The following is a 15,836-nucleotide window of genomic DNA, read 5'->3' on the forward strand; positions in this document are numbered from 1 at the left end:
GGGCATTTCATTATGTGTTCGACGCGAGCTTGACCTTTACTGACTCAAAATCTTCGCTCTCTGTATCACCCACGATAAGGTGACCATGTAGATGAGCCATGCTGGCTCCCGTGAAACGCATGTCACCAACGCGCATGAAGTGTGAGTAGGCCTTGAGCTCATACTGCCGCTTGATCATCATCAATACCAGCATGTAGTCCTGAAAGGCATCGGCCGGAAGATCGCACAAACTATCGACATGCTTTTCTGGAACGATCAGCAAGTGTAGCTTTGTGCCCGGATATGGGAACTTATTGGGCACAACATGCCAATACTTGCTCCGCAAAACATATTTGCGTTCCGGTGGATCGCAGAAGAGGCAGATACCCGCTTCGATCAGTCGCTCCATCTCAGCGACCTGCTCGGGAGTACGCGCCGCCTCAAGCAGGTAGTCACTTGGGTTATGACGAAGACTCATCGCGTACCTCGATCTTTCGCTTGAAGAATAGTCGGCGAAAATCCCATAGCGCCTCATCGTTGAAGTGCTGGGTATCCGTGTCGGTCAATTCCCACACAGAGTTACCCAAGTAGGGGAAGAAGGCGTCACACCCGACAAAGACCATCTCAAACTCGGTCAAGATGATCTCATCGGCATGCGGCAAAAACAGACGATAAATCTGTTCGCCACCGATAATAAACACCTTGCCTTCTAAATTGAGCACCTCGTCGTAAGATACAACCTCAAATCCCTCGACAAGACTTGGTTCTTCTGCAGTTGTGAGAACCAGATTACGACGCCGTGGGAGAGGGCCGCGGAGTGATTCCGCAGTCTTTCGACCCATCACAATCGTGTGATCGGTCGTCACGCCACGGAAGAAATCCATGTCGGCCGGCTGGCGCTCCCAGGGGAGTTGACCAGAGCGACCAAGCTCACCATTCTGCCCGCATGCAGCGATCATGACAAGTGTCATGGTGCCACCGGGATTCGCTTGATAGCAGGATGCGGGTTATACCCTTCGAGCTCGAACATGTCACTGCGGACGTCCTTGATGGATGAGATTTTACCCACGAAACGCACGGTCGGCAAGACTCGTGGCATTCGCTCACGCAATTCACGCACAACATCCTCCTGATCCTCGTAGTAGTGAGCGTTGGCGATGTGATGAACATAGAAACCCGGTTGGTAACCGGTCAGTCCACACAGGGCGAGCATAATCGCCGCGTACTGCACCAGGTTTGACGGCACGCCAATCGGCACATCACCAGAACGCTGGATCATTTCCAGATTCAGCTTGTCGCCAAGAATGGTAACCTGTACATGGCCGTGGCAGGGTGCGATGGTCGGTGTCGGCTGATGTCCGTATGCCCTCGAAAGATGTCCGGCGAGCCAGTTAGTGATGACGTGCGTCTTCACCTCAGGATCGCTACGAATCTGATCAACAAGAGCTTCCCACTGGTCGAATGGACCATCTGGCCCAGGGTAATTCGCGAAGACATCGCCGTATGAAGCTGGACCGATATCACCAGTCTCCAAGCCACGCTTGGCACACTTTGCATCGGTGGCCCACGGTCCCCACCAGTTACAGCCGAATTCGGCAAATTGGTCGAGCGTGCGCGCACCATTGATCATTGCACATAGCTCGCCAATTGCGCCTCGCCAGAAACCTGAGATATCTCGCTCAGTAACCATCGGAAAGCATTTTGCCAAGCTATAGCGGAGTGTATAACCAAAGATCGTACGGGTCCGCGGGCCTTGCCGCGTCTCGGACCATTGACCCTCTTCCAGTAACGCCACTAGGAGATTGTGATACTGAGTATCAGGTGACATACCCATACCTTTCATTTCAAAGAGCTTCGAACTTATATATCTTATCAAAGCTTTAGTATCGACTTAAGCATAGCCAACATCATTCATCGGTCATTGGCGCACGTAATATCTATTGACCCATCAGCCTGTATCTGGTAATATATGCAAGTACGAACCGAAGACAGTAGCTGGCACATAAACCTGCCTTAATCCGCTACCGAGGCCAAGACAACATCTTATATAGATATAGTCTCTCGTGTCTTCAGTGCTCGCACCGAAGATTTTTTCATTAAAAAAAGGAATTCACGATGGCAAAAACGCGTGAACAGAAGACGCAAGACCTCGAAAAACTGGTCGAGCGCCTCAATGCTTCAAAGCTTGCCGTCCTGACTGACTACCGCGGACTCGACGTCCCAGCCATCAACGCCCTGCGTAATGCTGGACGAGAGAAGGGGATTACCTTCACGGTCGCTAAGAATACGCTCCTCAAGCGAGCTGCCGAAGCTTCCAATAAGGAAATCACCGATCTCTCGACCTTCGTTGGGCCAATGGCAGTAGCCTTTGGTGAAGATGAGGTTGAAGCTGCTAAGCTCATCGTTGACTTCTCAAAAGACAACGAAGCCGTAGAAGTAGTCGGAGCAATTAGTGAAACTGGTGACATTCTTACTAAGGAAGAAGTCATCGCCCTCGCTAAGCTGCCGAGTCGCGAACAGCTCCTGGCCCAGGTGGTTGGCACTATTGCCGCCCCAATGTCAGGCCTCGTCCGCGTCCTCAATGGCAATGTCTCAGGATTGGTCTATGCACTGCAAGCAATTAAAGAACAAAAGGAAGCTGCTGCGTAAGGCAGTTGCGAATTAAGGAGAATATTATGGCAGAAGAAACAACTGCTCCAGTAGCAGAAGAAGTAAAAGAAGAAAAGAAAGAAGTTCCAGCGAAGTTTGAAAAACTCGTTGCTGAACTCGATAAAATGAGCGTCCTCGACCTCTCAGAGTTCGTAAAGACCCTCGAAGATCACTACGGCGTATCAGCTGCCGCTCCAGTAGCGGTTGCTGGCGTAGCTGCTCCAGCCGAAGCTGGTGAAGCCGCCGAAGAGAAGACTTCATTCAACATCTTTCTTGCCGCAGCAGGCGACAAGAAGATCGACGTCATCAAGGCTGTTCGTGAAATCACTGGTCTTGGTCTCGCCGAGTCTAAGGCTGTTGTAGACGAAGCACCTAAGATGGTCAAAGAAGGCGCTACCAAAGAAGAAGCTGACGAAGCTAAGACGAAGCTCGAAGCTGCTGGCGCTACCATCGAACTCCAGTAAACCCTGTAGTTACAATCAAAAACACCCGCCGAATCAAAAAGTGGGTGTTTTTGTTTGCATTATTTCTGGTACGAATGCTATACTCCGAGTAAATGCGACAGAGTATGGCGCATGAGTTTAAGGATACTTGAGGGTGGTATTCCTGTATATAACCTGCAAACAGAAAGTGAGTAACAGATGGCAAACAACCCGCAAGACGAAAAAGTAACTGACCTGGCTGCTAAGCTCAAAGCAGCTGAGGAACAATTAAAACAGCTCCATGAACAGCTGGCTCACATGGGCGTTAACCCCAACCAGGCGGGCGCATCAAAACCTTCATCTCGCCAGACAGCCTATCAGAACAGCGAAGCGACAGCGGGTAAAATCATCGAGGGTGTTTTCGATGGTCAAAATATGATGGGTCCTGGGGACAAAACCTATCCGGTACCCGCCAACTACGCTTCTAAGTCCAAGCTTGTCGAGGGCGATATCCTCAAGCTTACTATTTCAGAGGATGGTAGCTTCATCTATAAGCAAATCGGCCCAATCGAGCGCAAGAAACTCATTGGCAAGATCACTCTGCAAGATGGTACGTATATGGTCGAAGCAGGCGGTAAGCTCTACCACGTGCTCTTCGCGAGCGTCACATACTTCAAAGCCCAGCCTGGCGACGAGGTAACGGTCGTGATTCCAGCCGACCGCGTAGCCTCTTGGGCGGCCATCGAAGCTGTGATTGGCTGAAATCGTAATGATCTACAGTTTCTGACCTCTCATTCTGCGCTATAATAGGGTGAGTAATATTGGTGAGGAGGGGAGTGGTTCAGCTCGCTCTATATCGGTCATATCGACCATTGGACCTAGCGGATGTCGTGGGGCAAAAACATGTCACCGACACGCTCGACAAAGCTTTTCAAAAAGGCGCGATTAGTCATGCTTACTTACTGACAGGCCCACGCGGTACGGGGAAGACCAGTGTAGCGCGCATCATTGCTCGTCGCGTCAACCAGCTTCCATCCGAAGCTGACATTGCCCGCGAGCTCGACGTCATAGAGATAGACGCCGCATCAAATCGCGGCATTGACGAAATCCGTGCTCTGCGTGATAAGCTCGCCACCGCGCCTAGCACACTGCCTTACAAAGTATTCATCATCGACGAGGTCCACATGTTGACCCGCGAGGCTTTTAATGCACTCTTAAAGACACTTGAAGAGCCGCCGCCACATGTCATCTTCGTACTCGCCACGACCGAAGTCCACAAACTACCCGATACCATCATCTCACGTACCCAACGACATGATTTTCGCCTCATCACAGCAGCTGACTTAGCGCAAACGCTTAAAGATGTTGCAAAAAAAGAGAACATTACCATTGATGACGAAGCGCTACGCCTCATTGCCGAACAAGCCCAGGGCGGCTTCCGAGACGCACTCAGCCTCTTAGATCAGCTGGCCAGTCGCGGTGAGGCCATTACGGGCGAGGTAGTTGCACAAACTGCCGGTATCGGTGACATCACGCTCGCCCAATCCCTACTAACCGCTACGCTCGAGAGCGACACCAGTGGCGCCCTCGATGCTCTACAAAAACTTCTCACTGCCGGTGCCGAGCCGACTATACTGACTGAATACCTTCTTGCATACGTGCGTTCGGAATTCTTGCGGGCTGAACCAAAGTTCGCCCAACGATATGTGCCGATATTGCGTACCCTCTCCCGCGCCACAAGCGAGCAACGCACTGCTACTATCCCAAGCTTGCCACTAGAACTCGCACTCTGGGAGCTGACACAATCCACAGTAGCTACACGCCCAACGCAATCAGCTTCTCCAGTAGCAGCAGTGACACAGCAGCCAACACCACCCAAGAAACAATCCTCGGCAACGCCCAACTCAGTACGCACTACCAAACATACACCACCAATAGCCGGCCTTAATGACTCTGTCATTGCCACCAAGGCCCTTTCTCTTATCAAGATAAAAAATAATTCCCTGTATGCTATTCTGCGCTCTGGTGAGCCAACCCTCGAGGGGAATCAACTCCTGATTCGCTGCCGCTTCCGTTTTCACAAAGAGCGCATCGAGGAAGCTCGTAATCGTCAGCTAATTGAGGCTATCTTCACAAAAGCAGCTGGACGCACGATAGAGCTGCGCGTCGAACATACCTCAGCTGATGCGCCAGCACAAGAAGCACATGATGACCAAGAGCTCGTCGCTAGCGCGCTCGAGATTCTCGGTGGGGAGGTGATCGAATAATGGCGCAAGATACTGGGTATAGCGGCGGATCACTTGAGCGGTCACTCACACCCCCGCACAACTTGGAGGCCGAGAAGTCACTGCTTGGTGCACTGCTCATCGATTCAGATGCGCTGATTCGAGTAGCCGACATTGTTCATGACGATGACTTCTATGATCATCGACATGGTATCGTCTACGGTTCGATTCTCCATCTCTATGAACAACGCAAACCAATTGACCTGATTACAATCTCCGATCATCTCCAAGGCCTCAAAAAGCTCAAAGAAATTGGCGGCATGACCTTCCTGACTGAGCTCGCAGCTAATGTACCGAGCGCCACTCATGCAGCTGAATATGCCAAGATCGTGGCGGCTAAGGCGACGCTCCGTAGACTCGATCTAGCGGGTCACACTATCGCTGGATTCGCACACAACGAAGATAAGCCGCTAGAGGATATTCTCGATGAGTCCGAACAGGCTCTTTTTCAGGTCAGTCAAAAGCATCTCAAGCAAAACTTTATTTCAGCCAGTCAAATCCTAGTCGATAGTTTCGATCGACTCGACGCTCTACACAAGGATAAGAAGCAGTTGCGCGGTGTACCTACTGGCTTCGCGGCTATGGACAATCTCTTAGCCGGGCTACAACGCTCTGATATGATCATCTTAGCTGCTCGCCCAAGTGTCGGGAAGACGAGCTTCGCGCTAAATGTCGCAGCCAATGTCGCCATCCGTGAAGGCGTACCGGTCGGGATCTTCAGCCTGGAAATGAGTAAAGAACAACTCATCGACCGTATGCTCGCCATGGAATCAGGAATCGACTCATGGAAGCTGCGCACCGGGAATCTCGAGGATAAGGATTTTGAAAAACTCAATAGTGCCATGGGCGTACTTGCCGAAGCGCCGATCTATATTGATGATAGCGCGCTCATTAACTCACTCGAAATGCGCACAAAGGCACGGCGACTGCAGGCCGAGCACGGACTGGGGCTCATTATCATCGACTACCTGCAGCTGATGAGCGGGCGCTCAAGCGGAGGAAGTGATAACCGCGTCAACGAGGTATCAGAGATTTCACGCTCGATTAAAGGTCTCGCGCGCGAACTCGATGTCCCAGTTATCGCCCTCTCACAACTATCCCGTGCCGTCGAATCACGCAATCCGCCGATACCCCAGCTCTCAGACCTTCGTGAATCTGGATCAATCGAGCAGGATGCAGACGTGGTTATGTTTATTTCTCGCGAAGATAGGTGGAACAAAGAAACTGAGCGCAAGAACATCGCCGACATCATCATAGCTAAGCATCGTAACGGTCCAACCGGTGATGTTGAGCTCTTCTTTAGTCCCGAACTCATGCTCTTCCGGTCACTGGAGCGCAAACACACAAATTAAGCACAAGTGTGTTTACTCAGTCATAATAACCAAGCTATACTCAAAGAACGAAAGAACCGACCCATGCCCGAAACTAAGCCTAAGCCAAACACTGACCATCATCCCCGAACAAAAGCTACCCACGAAGTCGCGCGTGTTGGACGATTTGGTATAGTCGGTATACTCAATACGCTGATCGATTTTGGAACGCTTAATCTTCTGACTCGACTGTTTGGACTCAGTAATCTGGCAGCTAACATTCCAGCTACGACGATCGCCATGCTGTTTAGCTTCTTCGCAAATCGCAACTTTGTGTTCAAAGCCCACACCCATGACTCTCAACTCAAGCAAGCGTTATGCTTTTTTGCCTTCACTGCCTTCGGCTTGTACGTACTGCAGAGTAGCGTCATATACTTCTTCGAACAAGTGTGGGTCTGGCCGATCGGAGTGGGTGTGCATGTTGCACAAACACTGGGAGTAACACGGTTGGTAGACGACCAATTTATCGTCACGAATGGCGTCAAAGCGGTTGCGACAGTCGTGAGCTTAAGTTGGAATTATCTAACCTACAAACGTTTTGTATTTAAGGAATACAAATAATGGTTGCTGGACCTAAACCACAAAAAGTTACAAAGCGGCAGCATTTTATTGCCAAGTATGGCACTTGGATTGTGTTAGCAATGATCGTACTGTTGGCAATCTTCATGCGCTTCTACCAGCTTGATCAATTGCCTCCAGGCCTTCATCCAGATGAGGCAGCCAACGGTCAGGATGTTTTTAGGATTTTCAATCGCGACATCCGGCCGCTCTATGCCACCAATGGGCCTCGCGAGTCACTTTTCTTCTTCTTGCAGGGTATTTTCGTCTGGTTTCTAGGAAATACCATCCTAGCCCTACGCATCGCCCCAGCAATTGCGGGCGTGCTGGCTGTCATTGCTGTGTATTACTGGGGTACCGATTGGTTTGGCAGAAGGGTCGGGCTTTTGGCGGCATTCTTCTTGGCAATTAACCCGTGGGTTATCGTCATATCGCGTGACGGCTTTCGAGCCAGCATGACGCCATTGATGGTTGCGCTCGTGGCGTATTTCGCCGGTCGAGCCTTTAAAACTCGAAAATTGCCTTACTTCATCGGAGCTGGTCTATGCCTAGGACTAGGGGCCTATACTTATACGGCCTTCCAGCTTATGCTCGCGGCTAGCTTTGGGCTTCTGATGTACACTGCTATATTCCGACGCGAGCTCATCAAAAAGAATGTACGCAATATCGGTCTAGCTCTCGCCACATTCCTCCTCGTAATCACACCACTCGGGATATATACGGTGACGCATAAGGATGCAGCCTCGCGAGCAGGTGGCACGAGCTTTTTGAATAAGGACCTTAATGGTGGCAAGCCACTGCAAACACTAGGTGAGAGTATGACGAAGACGATATTGCAATACAACTTCGCAGGCGACAGCAACCCGCGTCATAACATTCCAAACGAACCTTATCTTAATACATTTGTTGGTATCATGTTTATTCTCGGCATTTTGATCTCCCTGTATGCGCTGCGTCACAGTCGATACGTAGCCCTGTTGCTTATTTTTGGCGCCATGATACTCCCCGCAGCACTCACCGCAGAGGGGCTGCCACATGGATTGCGTTCAATCGGGAGTGCACCAGCAGTGATGATCCTGGTGGCAGTTGGGCTGTCTTATTTTATTGGTCGCTGGTACGCAATCTTTCCGATCAATTCTTTCGCTCGCAATATAGGCCTTGGTTTTATACTGCTTCTCCTGGGTGCCACGCTTGTGCAAGGATACAAAGCCTACTTTGTGGCCTGGGCAGGAGATCAGAACACGTACGATGCTTATGCAGAAGACATGGCCGAGATTGCTCGTCAGTACAACACTACTATCAAAGGCACCAACCAGCCTACGACCTATATGGTAGTTGACGGCTATTCTATACGTACCATCGACTATCTGACTCGCGCAAAGCCTGACTACAAGTACAATATCGATGATGGCTTCGGCCTCGATCGTGGGTCAGGCTGGAAGCGGCTAGAATGGGATCAAGTGAAGTCGGTGCCGCTCACGCAAGACCCGACCGTATTCTTCGTCCAAAATAACCAGCGACGACAAGAAGTTCTGGACATCTTACGCGCTAAATACCCAACTGCCAGTATTAAAGCAATGAGCTCTCCAAGCTTCCCACAACGTACACTCTATTACGAGGTCGAAGTAAATCGATGAACGCCAAGGCCGGCCAACCACAGCTCACTATCCTCATACCAACGCTCAATGAAGAAAAGCGTATTGGCGCGACACTCAAAACACTCGCTCACTTCTTGAAAGAGCGCAAGTATGACGCCGAGGTCGTCGTTGTCGATGCGCTTTCAGACGACAACACTGAAAAAGTTGCTCGCGCTGAAGCGAAACACTTCGCTTCTTTCCGATACTTGCAAACCGGACCAAAGGTAGGGAAAGGCAAGCAAGTCCGTGACGGTATGTTCGCTGCCCGCGGCAAGTACATTATGTTTATGGACGCCGACCTCGCCACCCCGCTTAAATACCTTGATGACGTGTACAGCTTAATACACTCAAAACGGCCGATCGGAATTTGTGTCCGAAATCTTTCTGACTCTCACACCGGTTTGAGGAAATTCATTTCGACTTTTGGCAACTGGCTTACTCAAACATTACTCGTACCAGGCATACAAGACACACAATGTGGCTTCAAGGTATTTGATGCCCAGGTCGCAAAAGAAGTGTTCGGTCGCCAGCGGATCGTTGGCTGGGGATTCGATATGGAAATTCTCGCTGTAGCTCGCAAGCTCGGATATAGCATTGAGCTGATCGAAGTTCCGGACTGGAAGGATGTCGTCGAAGGCTCTAAGATATCCGGTGGCTCAGGCTTCAAATCCCTTCAGGTGGCTTTGCAAGTTTTTATCGACTTACTCTCAATCAAGCTCGGGCTTTTAACAGGTCGTTATCGAAAGGTAAGTTTTCGTTATGTCCCGTACCAAGCTGACTAATCGATTAGCCCCGACCTACATCCAACGTCTACCGGAGCGATGGGCAGTGTTTATACTGCTGCTAATTGCAGCTATTGCCAGGTTTCTGACAATCACCAAAGCTAGTGTGTGGCACGATGAAGGCTTCTCAGCAATGCTTGCTTCGCGCACACCGCTCGAAATATGGGCTGGCTCAGCGCGCGATGTACACCCACCGCTCTACTACGAACTGCTGCATTACTGGATGCAGATATTTGGTACCAGCGAGCTAGCTATGCGCAGCATGAGTGCCGTAGCTGGAATTGCCACCATCTTCATCATATACATACTCGTCAAGCGACATTTCGGCCGTGCAGCCGCCACAATCAGCCTCAGCCTTCTAGCCATCGCGCCTATGCTGGTTCGCTATAGCCAAGAGGCACGCATGTACGGGATCTTGGGCCTTTTCTTGATCGGAGGCACTTATGCGTTATTGCGTGCCACTGAGCATGTTCATCCAGATTGGCGCTGGTGGTCTATCTATGTACTTACCATGGCGGCCGGTCTGTACACCCATTACTTTACGGTATTTGCTATCGTGGCCCACTGGCTGTATCTCATGACCCTTGAGCGGCCATGGAAATGGCGACTAGGCAAAAGTCGCTGGCTAAGAATCGACTGGTGGCTCGCAAATCTCGGTATGGTTGTTCTGTGGCTACCATGGCTACCGGCTTTCTACGGTCAATTCACTCGAGGACAAGGGATTAGCTGGATCCCTGCGACGACTATCTATACCTTGCCCAAGAGTGTCTGGCAAAACTTCACCTTTACTGATGCTATGGCCCTGCCGTCATTGGTTTTTTGGGCAATCCCAGGCATTACACTCGGTCTCATTCTCTGGATCTCTTGGCTGCATAAGCACGAGCATAAGGAAATCCGAGCTCTCTTCTGGTATACCGTTCTGCCAATCGGTGCGACCATTGCCGTGTCAACCATTAAGCCCATCTATCAAGACCGATATCTGGTATTTGCAGCCTATGGACTCTACACCTTACTAGGAATCGCGCTCACGCAACTGATTCGCCAACATCAGGCTACCGGAGCAGCCGCCTTAATTGGTACGCTGATCATCTTCGGTATAGGGGTCGGTAATGTTGCACGACAAGCGACTCACTCCATGAAGGTAGTCGGGGAGTACGTCAGTCAGACTGGCGATGTAGTCGTATCAGCCGAATTATATACATACTTTGATTTCAGCTATTATTGCAACTCGTGTGACGACTCAAGAAACACCTTTAAGGTCAACTACACAGATATGATCAAGCCAACTCTATTACTGAATACCTCAGCTACATCTTACGGCAGACCGAACGGATACGGTGAATCCAGCCTCCTGTATGATCGCGCTGATAAAATTTATGTAGACGATCTATCGACTATCAAGCCTGCAAACGGCCGCCTCTGGATGATTGGTAAGCCCGGGGAGCAGAAATACTGGAAAGCTACTCCAGCAAACTGGCAGCAGCTCGACCAAATCAAAACCAATTCATCCGAAGCTCGTCTCTACCAAGTGCAATAATCACTCGATCTGCGGTACAATAGATAGTATCAGATTAGAGGAGATAAAAGTATGCTCGAACAAGTCAAAGCCATGAATGAATTGCGCAAGCTTCAAAAAGAGCTCAAGCAAGTTGAAGTGGAAGCCGATGCTGGAAATGGCGCGGTAGTTGTTGTAGTCAATGGCGAACAAAAAGTCACCAGCATCAAGCTCGATAAAGAAAAATTTGACCCCGAAGACCTGCCACGTCTCGAGAAGCTGATCGAGTCAGCAGTAAATCAAGCTATGGGGACTTTGCAACGTGAAGTCGCCGATAAAATGAAAGGCCGCATGGGGGACCTCAATATCCCCGGACTCTAGATCGAGACTATTGTGACACACGTCCTACCGAAGCAAATCACACGAGCGGTCGAGGAGTTTGCAAAGCTTCCGTCGATTGGCCCAAAGACAGCAGAACGCCTGACGATGTATCTGGTGCGCTTTGGCGACCCTAGACGGCTCGGCGAGGCGCTGATTGGCTTGCGAGATGGGCTGCAGTTTTGTGCCCAGTGCCACAGTTTTGCAATCGAGGAGCTATGTGCATTATGTCAGGACACAAATCGCGACAACAACATAATAGCCGTGGTAGCCCAACCACTCGACATTATCGCCCTCGAACGAACGGGTTCATTCCAAGGTCGCTATCATGTACTCCACGGCTTACTCAGCCCGATCGACGGAATAGGACCAAGTCAACTCAAGATCGATACGTTGCTGGCAAGAATATCAGCTATCGATCCGCAAGAAATCGTACTGGCCACCAATGCCACAGTGGAAGGCGAGACGACTGCTATGTATATCGCAAAGCAGCTCGCAGATTCGTCGGTCCGCGTCACGCGACTAGCACAGGGCATGCCAGTCGGTGCCGATGTCGAGTACGCCGATCAAGTCACACTATCACGAGCGTTCTCGGGGCGCACGGAGGTGCAGATATGAGCACGTTTGCGGGTTTTTCTAAGGATATACTCCTGATCGACTTCGAGAGCACAGGCTTCACGCGAGACATTGATACGCAAGACATCATTGACCCAGGCGACCCCACGCAACTTGGCGCCGTCCTGCTCGACAAGCAGACACTTGTAGAAAAACAGCACTTCCTCAGTGATATTAAGGCTGACCCAGCACGACTCGATGCCTGGGTACTTGAGCATACCGACATCACTGCCGAGCGCGTAGCAAACGCCCCGACTGCAAAAGAAGTGGCCAAGCAGTTTATCGAAACTTTTGGCGAAGATATCTATCTCGCATCGTGGAATGTCAGCTTTGATCGGGCTTGGCTCGACACTTTCTTGCGCGCAGTCCATCGCCGCGAAACGATGTACGACTATCACCACATAGATATCTGGACGCTTGCCTATACCTATCTGTGTGAGCTGGGACACCCTGAAATCATTCGCTCAGAAGAAACCTTCCGTGCTTTTGGACAGGATACCCGCAGTGCCCATAATGCTCTCGACGACTGTCGTCGCACCGCCGACGTACTCCGAGCTATTATTAATCGAAAGTCACTAACGATATGACGCAAATCACTCTCTACAATTCACTACACCTGAAAAAAGAACCTTTTACGCCGCTCAAACCCGATCGGGTGACGATGTATTCTTGTGGACCAACCGTCTATGATCATGCACACATTGGTAACTTGCGCGCATTCGTGACGGCGGACACGCTTCAGCGTGTACTGAGATATATCGGTGGTTATGACGTACAGTGGGTCATGAATATCACCGATATCGATGACAAAATGATCGCTCGTGCCGGCGAGCTCTATCCCGATGCAGATCCAGGCGATGCCCTGGAAGAACTAACCCAGACATACCTCGGCGTATTTAAACAGGATCTTCAAAGAATTGGCGTGCAGCTCAGTGATATTGCAACTCTCCCACGAGCAACAGATCACATCGAAGAGATGCAGGCGATTGTTCGTAACCTGATCAAAGCTGAAATTGCCTACATTTCCGAAGGTAGTGTGTATTTCTCACTCGACCACTATAAAAAATCAGGCAAAACATATGGTCAGCTAGTTGAAATCGCCCAGGATGCCAACCTGCAATCACGTATTGATGATCAAGACCAAAAGCAAGGGGCGGGTGACTTTGCTCTGTGGAAAGCTGAAAAGCCTGGCGATCCCACTTGGGACTTCGATGTTGACGGACAAAACTTGCGCGGTCGCCCCGGCTGGCACATCGAGTGCTCAGCCATGAGTACCAAGTATCTCGGCCAGACTTTCGATATCCATACCGGCGGTATTGACCTGAAATTTCCACACCATGAAAACGAAATCGCCCAAAATGGCGGCAAGCTAGCACACTATTGGGTGCACAATGAATTCCTCAATGTCGATTCAGAAAAGATGAGCAAAAGCCTCGGTAACTTCCGAACGCTTGACGACATCAGCCAACCGCTCGCATTTCGATTATTCTTGCTGTCTGGGCATTATCGCAGCCAAATGGACTTTACAGAAGATAGCCTCCAGGCGGCTATCCGCCGCCGTAACAGCCTCCGGGAATGGGCAAGTAAACTGATCAATAACGCCAGCTCAAAGAAGTCAAAACTTCCAGAGAAACTGACGCGGAAATTTGATGCTGCACTGGCTGATGACCTCAATACCCCGGAAGCGCTCGCAGTGATCGCCGAGGGCGAACGCTCGCTAGAGCTTGGACAGCAAATGCGTGAGTTTGCAGAGCATATCGACCAGACTCTTGGTCTTGGGCTTTTTCTAAATCAACGAAATCTACGGCTTGATGACTCGATCATGCAATTAGTCGAAAATCGAGACGAGGTGCGTCGCCACAAAGACTTCGAACGCAGCGACAAAATACGTGACAATCTCAACCATTTGGGCGTAGGGGTAGAGGATACTTCCGATGGTCAAATAATCTGGGAATTACATAGAGCATAAATAAAGACCTCGAGGATGCCCCGAGGTCTGATTGAGCTAGATGCACTAGCGACGCTTGCTCCACCACTTGCCGGCGGTCCACCCGTGAGCAGATCCGGAGCACTGGTTTTTGCACTTCTGACCGCGATAGCACTGCGAGCATCCGCGCCCGCTACAGGATGAGCAATCCTCGAGAGGACCACCACATCGTTCACACCGACCACTGGCCAATGTCACCACCTCACTTCTTTCACTTGAGTACTAGTAGGTTAACGAGTGGACAATTCAGCGATTGCCATGATAAGAAAAAGGGCACCGAGGCCAAGCATCAGTAGGCGCGCGAGACAGCCGAGCAATTCTTTGATCGAGCCCCATAGGAGCGCGACAGCAAAGCCCAGGAATACATACCCAAGCATACGGCTCCTTTGCGGCTCGAGAGGTACGAAGTTACCTATTTATACTACACGATACACGATCTGTCAATAAAAGAAGTGGCCCGGAACCTGCTGGGGAACAGGTTCCGGGCCGGGTACGCCACCGTACTGGGGCTAGGTGACGATCTTGCTGACTAGTTCGTGCTACGGTCGCGATTCACTCGAGACCGTTTCACCTCACTAGCCCATCCAACGAGCATGAAAGCGCCCGTCATCCCCACAATCACCGCGATGTTACGAGCTGCACTCACAGTCTCGATGATTGCAGCGGTCACCAGGAGCATCACTCCCAGCAGTAGGTAGGCACGTGCCTTCATGGGACTACTCATCGACACCACCGCCCATTGCTCGTACCGAATGTCAACGGAATGACCTTAACCGGGCTGAAGGGGATGAACCCCGGGGTCATGGTGTAGCGAAAAGTCGCACACCGATCACGCGCCGCTGCATCAGCGAAGGCATCCTGCGCCCACTGTGCGTACACGCCAGTCACACCAGCACACACCGCACCGCCCACAGGGGTAGTGACGAAGGTACAGGCAATGCCGGCGATTGCCGCAGCAGTAGCCATCTTGGTGCCGGAGTAGGCACCTCCGATGAGCTTGTCCAGGAAGCGGGATGCATCTTTCGTGAAAAACACCGTGCACGTTACATAGCCACACGTCGCGGTTGCTGCCTGATTGCGCAGCAACACACGGTCGGTGTGTGTAGCCACCACCACTGGTGCCGCCCGATAGGAGGCAGACGATGACATACCTGCCATCTTCCGCGCATGCAGGACCGGCATCACAGACGGAGCCTGAGCCCCGGCTGCCGACGTCGGCATCAGCGTCGCAGCGACTGCCATGATGGCGATGATCACGACCACAGTCGGTCGCGACCACAGTCGCTTTTTGTTGAGGTACTGCTGAGACACAATGTGCCCCTTTCATGGTTGAGAGCCTTCCCGCTTAAAGGGGAAGCAGCAGCTCGTTCTTGAGCAAACCTGACTACTTTACAGTATTAATGAATTTTTGTCAATACTTTTTGAGCTCAATTATTGAATAATCAGATATAAAATCGTATACTATCAGGGCATTTCAGGCTCTTTTAGAAGACTATTGGGACGTCGCCAAGTGGTAAGGCACCGGGTTTTGGTCCCGGCATTCGGGGGTTCGAATCCCTCCGTCCCAGCCAAGACGTGCACCAAACATGACCGTAGTGCATACAGTGCAAACTCAATCTGTTTGGTACAAGTCTAGGAAAACATCAAACCGACTGCAAGGTCGGTTTTTTGGTGCCAGA

The 15,836-nt window shown here is 50.9% G+C and carries 18 protein-coding genes, 1 tRNA gene and 1 other annotated feature; of the genes, 14 read left to right on the plus strand and 5 right to left on the minus strand.

Annotated elements, in window-relative coordinates; all coding sequences use genetic code 11:
- Nucleotides 1-10: 10 nt before the first annotated feature.
- From IT415_01485 to thyA, 3 genes are read right to left on the minus strand one after another with little or no spacing between them, the layout of a single operon-like run.
- Nucleotides 11-457 (minus strand): HIT domain-containing protein, encoded by a 447-nt coding sequence (locus IT415_01485; GenBank protein ID MCC7543364.1) that lies wholly within the window; start codon nt 455-457, stop codon nt 11-13.
- Complete coding sequence (locus tag IT415_01490) at nt 441-938, minus strand: dihydrofolate reductase (protein ID MCC7543365.1); 498 nt, start codon at nt 936-938, stop codon at nt 441-443. Before IT415_01490 ends, IT415_01485 begins: the two co-directional genes overlap by 17 nt.
- A gap of 8 nt (nt 939-946) precedes the next feature.
- Nucleotides 947-1,822 carry a thymidylate synthase gene (gene thyA, locus IT415_01495; GenBank protein MCC7543366.1) on the minus strand — a complete coding sequence of 292 codons (876 nt, stop codon included), beginning with the start codon at nt 1,820-1,822 and terminating at the stop codon, nt 947-949.
- Nucleotides 1,823-1,943: 121 nt separating this feature from the next.
- Nucleotides 1,944-2,082 (plus strand) — a sequence feature (ribosomal protein L10 leader region).
- A gap of 12 nt (nt 2,083-2,094) precedes the next feature.
- Between thyA and IT415_01500 the strand changes: the two genes are divergently transcribed.
- The 13 genes from IT415_01500 to IT415_01560 all read left to right on the plus strand — a co-directional run bounded on the left by IT415_01500 (nt 2,095) and on the right by IT415_01560 (nt 14,139).
- Complete coding sequence (locus IT415_01500; protein ID MCC7543367.1) at nt 2,095-2,628, plus strand: 50S ribosomal protein L10; 534 nt, start codon at nt 2,095-2,097, stop codon at nt 2,626-2,628.
- Between the two features lie 26 nt (nt 2,629-2,654).
- Nucleotides 2,655-3,092, plus strand: a complete 438-nt coding sequence (gene rplL, locus IT415_01505) for a 50S ribosomal protein L7/L12 (protein MCC7543368.1) — start codon at nt 2,655-2,657, stop codon at nt 3,090-3,092.
- Nucleotides 3,093-3,269: 177 nt separating this feature from the next.
- On the plus strand, nt 3,270-3,812 hold the full coding sequence (locus IT415_01510; GenBank protein ID MCC7543369.1) for a hypothetical protein: 543 nt from the start codon (nt 3,270-3,272) through the stop codon (nt 3,810-3,812).
- A 110-nt stretch (nt 3,813-3,922) separates the two neighbouring features.
- Nucleotides 3,923-5,317 (plus strand): DNA polymerase III subunit gamma/tau, encoded by a 1,395-nt coding sequence (gene dnaX / locus IT415_01515; GenBank protein ID MCC7543370.1) that lies wholly within the window; start codon nt 3,923-3,925, stop codon nt 5,315-5,317.
- Nucleotides 5,317-6,687: a replicative DNA helicase gene (gene dnaB, locus IT415_01520; GenBank protein ID MCC7543371.1), complete on the plus strand. Its 1,371-nt coding sequence runs from the start codon at nt 5,317-5,319 to the stop codon at nt 6,685-6,687. The genes dnaX and dnaB overlap by 1 nt, the downstream gene beginning before the upstream one ends.
- A gap of 63 nt (nt 6,688-6,750) precedes the next feature.
- Nucleotides 6,751-7,266: a GtrA family protein gene (locus IT415_01525; GenBank protein ID MCC7543372.1), complete on the plus strand. Its 516-nt coding sequence runs from the start codon at nt 6,751-6,753 to the stop codon at nt 7,264-7,266.
- Nucleotides 7,266-8,900 (plus strand): glycosyltransferase family 39 protein, encoded by a 1,635-nt coding sequence (locus IT415_01530; protein ID MCC7543373.1) that lies wholly within the window; start codon nt 7,266-7,268, stop codon nt 8,898-8,900. The genes IT415_01525 and IT415_01530 overlap by 1 nt, the downstream gene beginning before the upstream one ends.
- Nucleotides 8,897-9,682: a glycosyltransferase gene (locus IT415_01535; GenBank protein MCC7543374.1), complete on the plus strand. Its 786-nt coding sequence runs from the start codon at nt 8,897-8,899 to the stop codon at nt 9,680-9,682. Before IT415_01530 ends, IT415_01535 begins: the two co-directional genes overlap by 4 nt.
- Nucleotides 9,660-11,219, plus strand: coding sequence for a glycosyltransferase family 39 protein (locus IT415_01540; GenBank protein ID MCC7543375.1), 1,560 nt, complete (start codon nt 9,660-9,662; stop codon nt 11,217-11,219). Before IT415_01535 ends, IT415_01540 begins: the two co-directional genes overlap by 23 nt.
- A gap of 51 nt (nt 11,220-11,270) precedes the next feature.
- On the plus strand, nt 11,271-11,558 hold the full coding sequence (locus tag IT415_01545; protein ID MCC7543376.1) for a YbaB/EbfC family nucleoid-associated protein: 288 nt from the start codon (nt 11,271-11,273) through the stop codon (nt 11,556-11,558).
- 12 nt (nt 11,559-11,570) lie between these two features.
- A complete protein-coding gene (gene recR / locus IT415_01550) occupies nt 11,571-12,173 on the plus strand; it encodes a recombination protein RecR (protein MCC7543377.1) in 603 nt (200 codons plus the stop codon).
- Nucleotides 12,170-12,757, plus strand: coding sequence for a hypothetical protein (locus tag IT415_01555; protein ID MCC7543378.1), 588 nt, complete (start codon nt 12,170-12,172; stop codon nt 12,755-12,757). The genes recR and IT415_01555 overlap by 4 nt, the downstream gene beginning before the upstream one ends.
- Nucleotides 12,754-14,139: a cysteine--tRNA ligase gene (locus IT415_01560; GenBank protein ID MCC7543379.1), complete on the plus strand. Its 1,386-nt coding sequence runs from the start codon at nt 12,754-12,756 to the stop codon at nt 14,137-14,139. Before IT415_01555 ends, IT415_01560 begins: the two co-directional genes overlap by 4 nt.
- Nucleotides 14,140-14,686: 547 nt before the next feature.
- Here the strand turns inward: IT415_01560 and IT415_01565 are convergent.
- Entirely contained in the window at nt 14,687-14,869 is a 183-nt protein-coding gene (locus tag IT415_01565) for a hypothetical protein (GenBank protein MCC7543380.1), read from the minus strand.
- A gap of 8 nt (nt 14,870-14,877) precedes the next feature.
- Complete coding sequence (locus tag IT415_01570; protein MCC7543381.1) at nt 14,878-15,468, minus strand: hypothetical protein; 591 nt, start codon at nt 15,466-15,468, stop codon at nt 14,878-14,880.
- A 185-nt stretch (nt 15,469-15,653) separates the two neighbouring features.
- Between IT415_01570 and IT415_01575 the strand changes: the two genes are divergently transcribed.
- Nucleotides 15,654-15,728, plus strand: a tRNA-Gln gene (locus IT415_01575).
- Nucleotides 15,729-15,836 lie beyond the last annotated feature (108 nt).

The organism is bacterium (genome assembly GCA_020854115.1).
Classification (GTDB): domain Bacteria; phylum Patescibacteriota; class Saccharimonadia; order CAILAD01.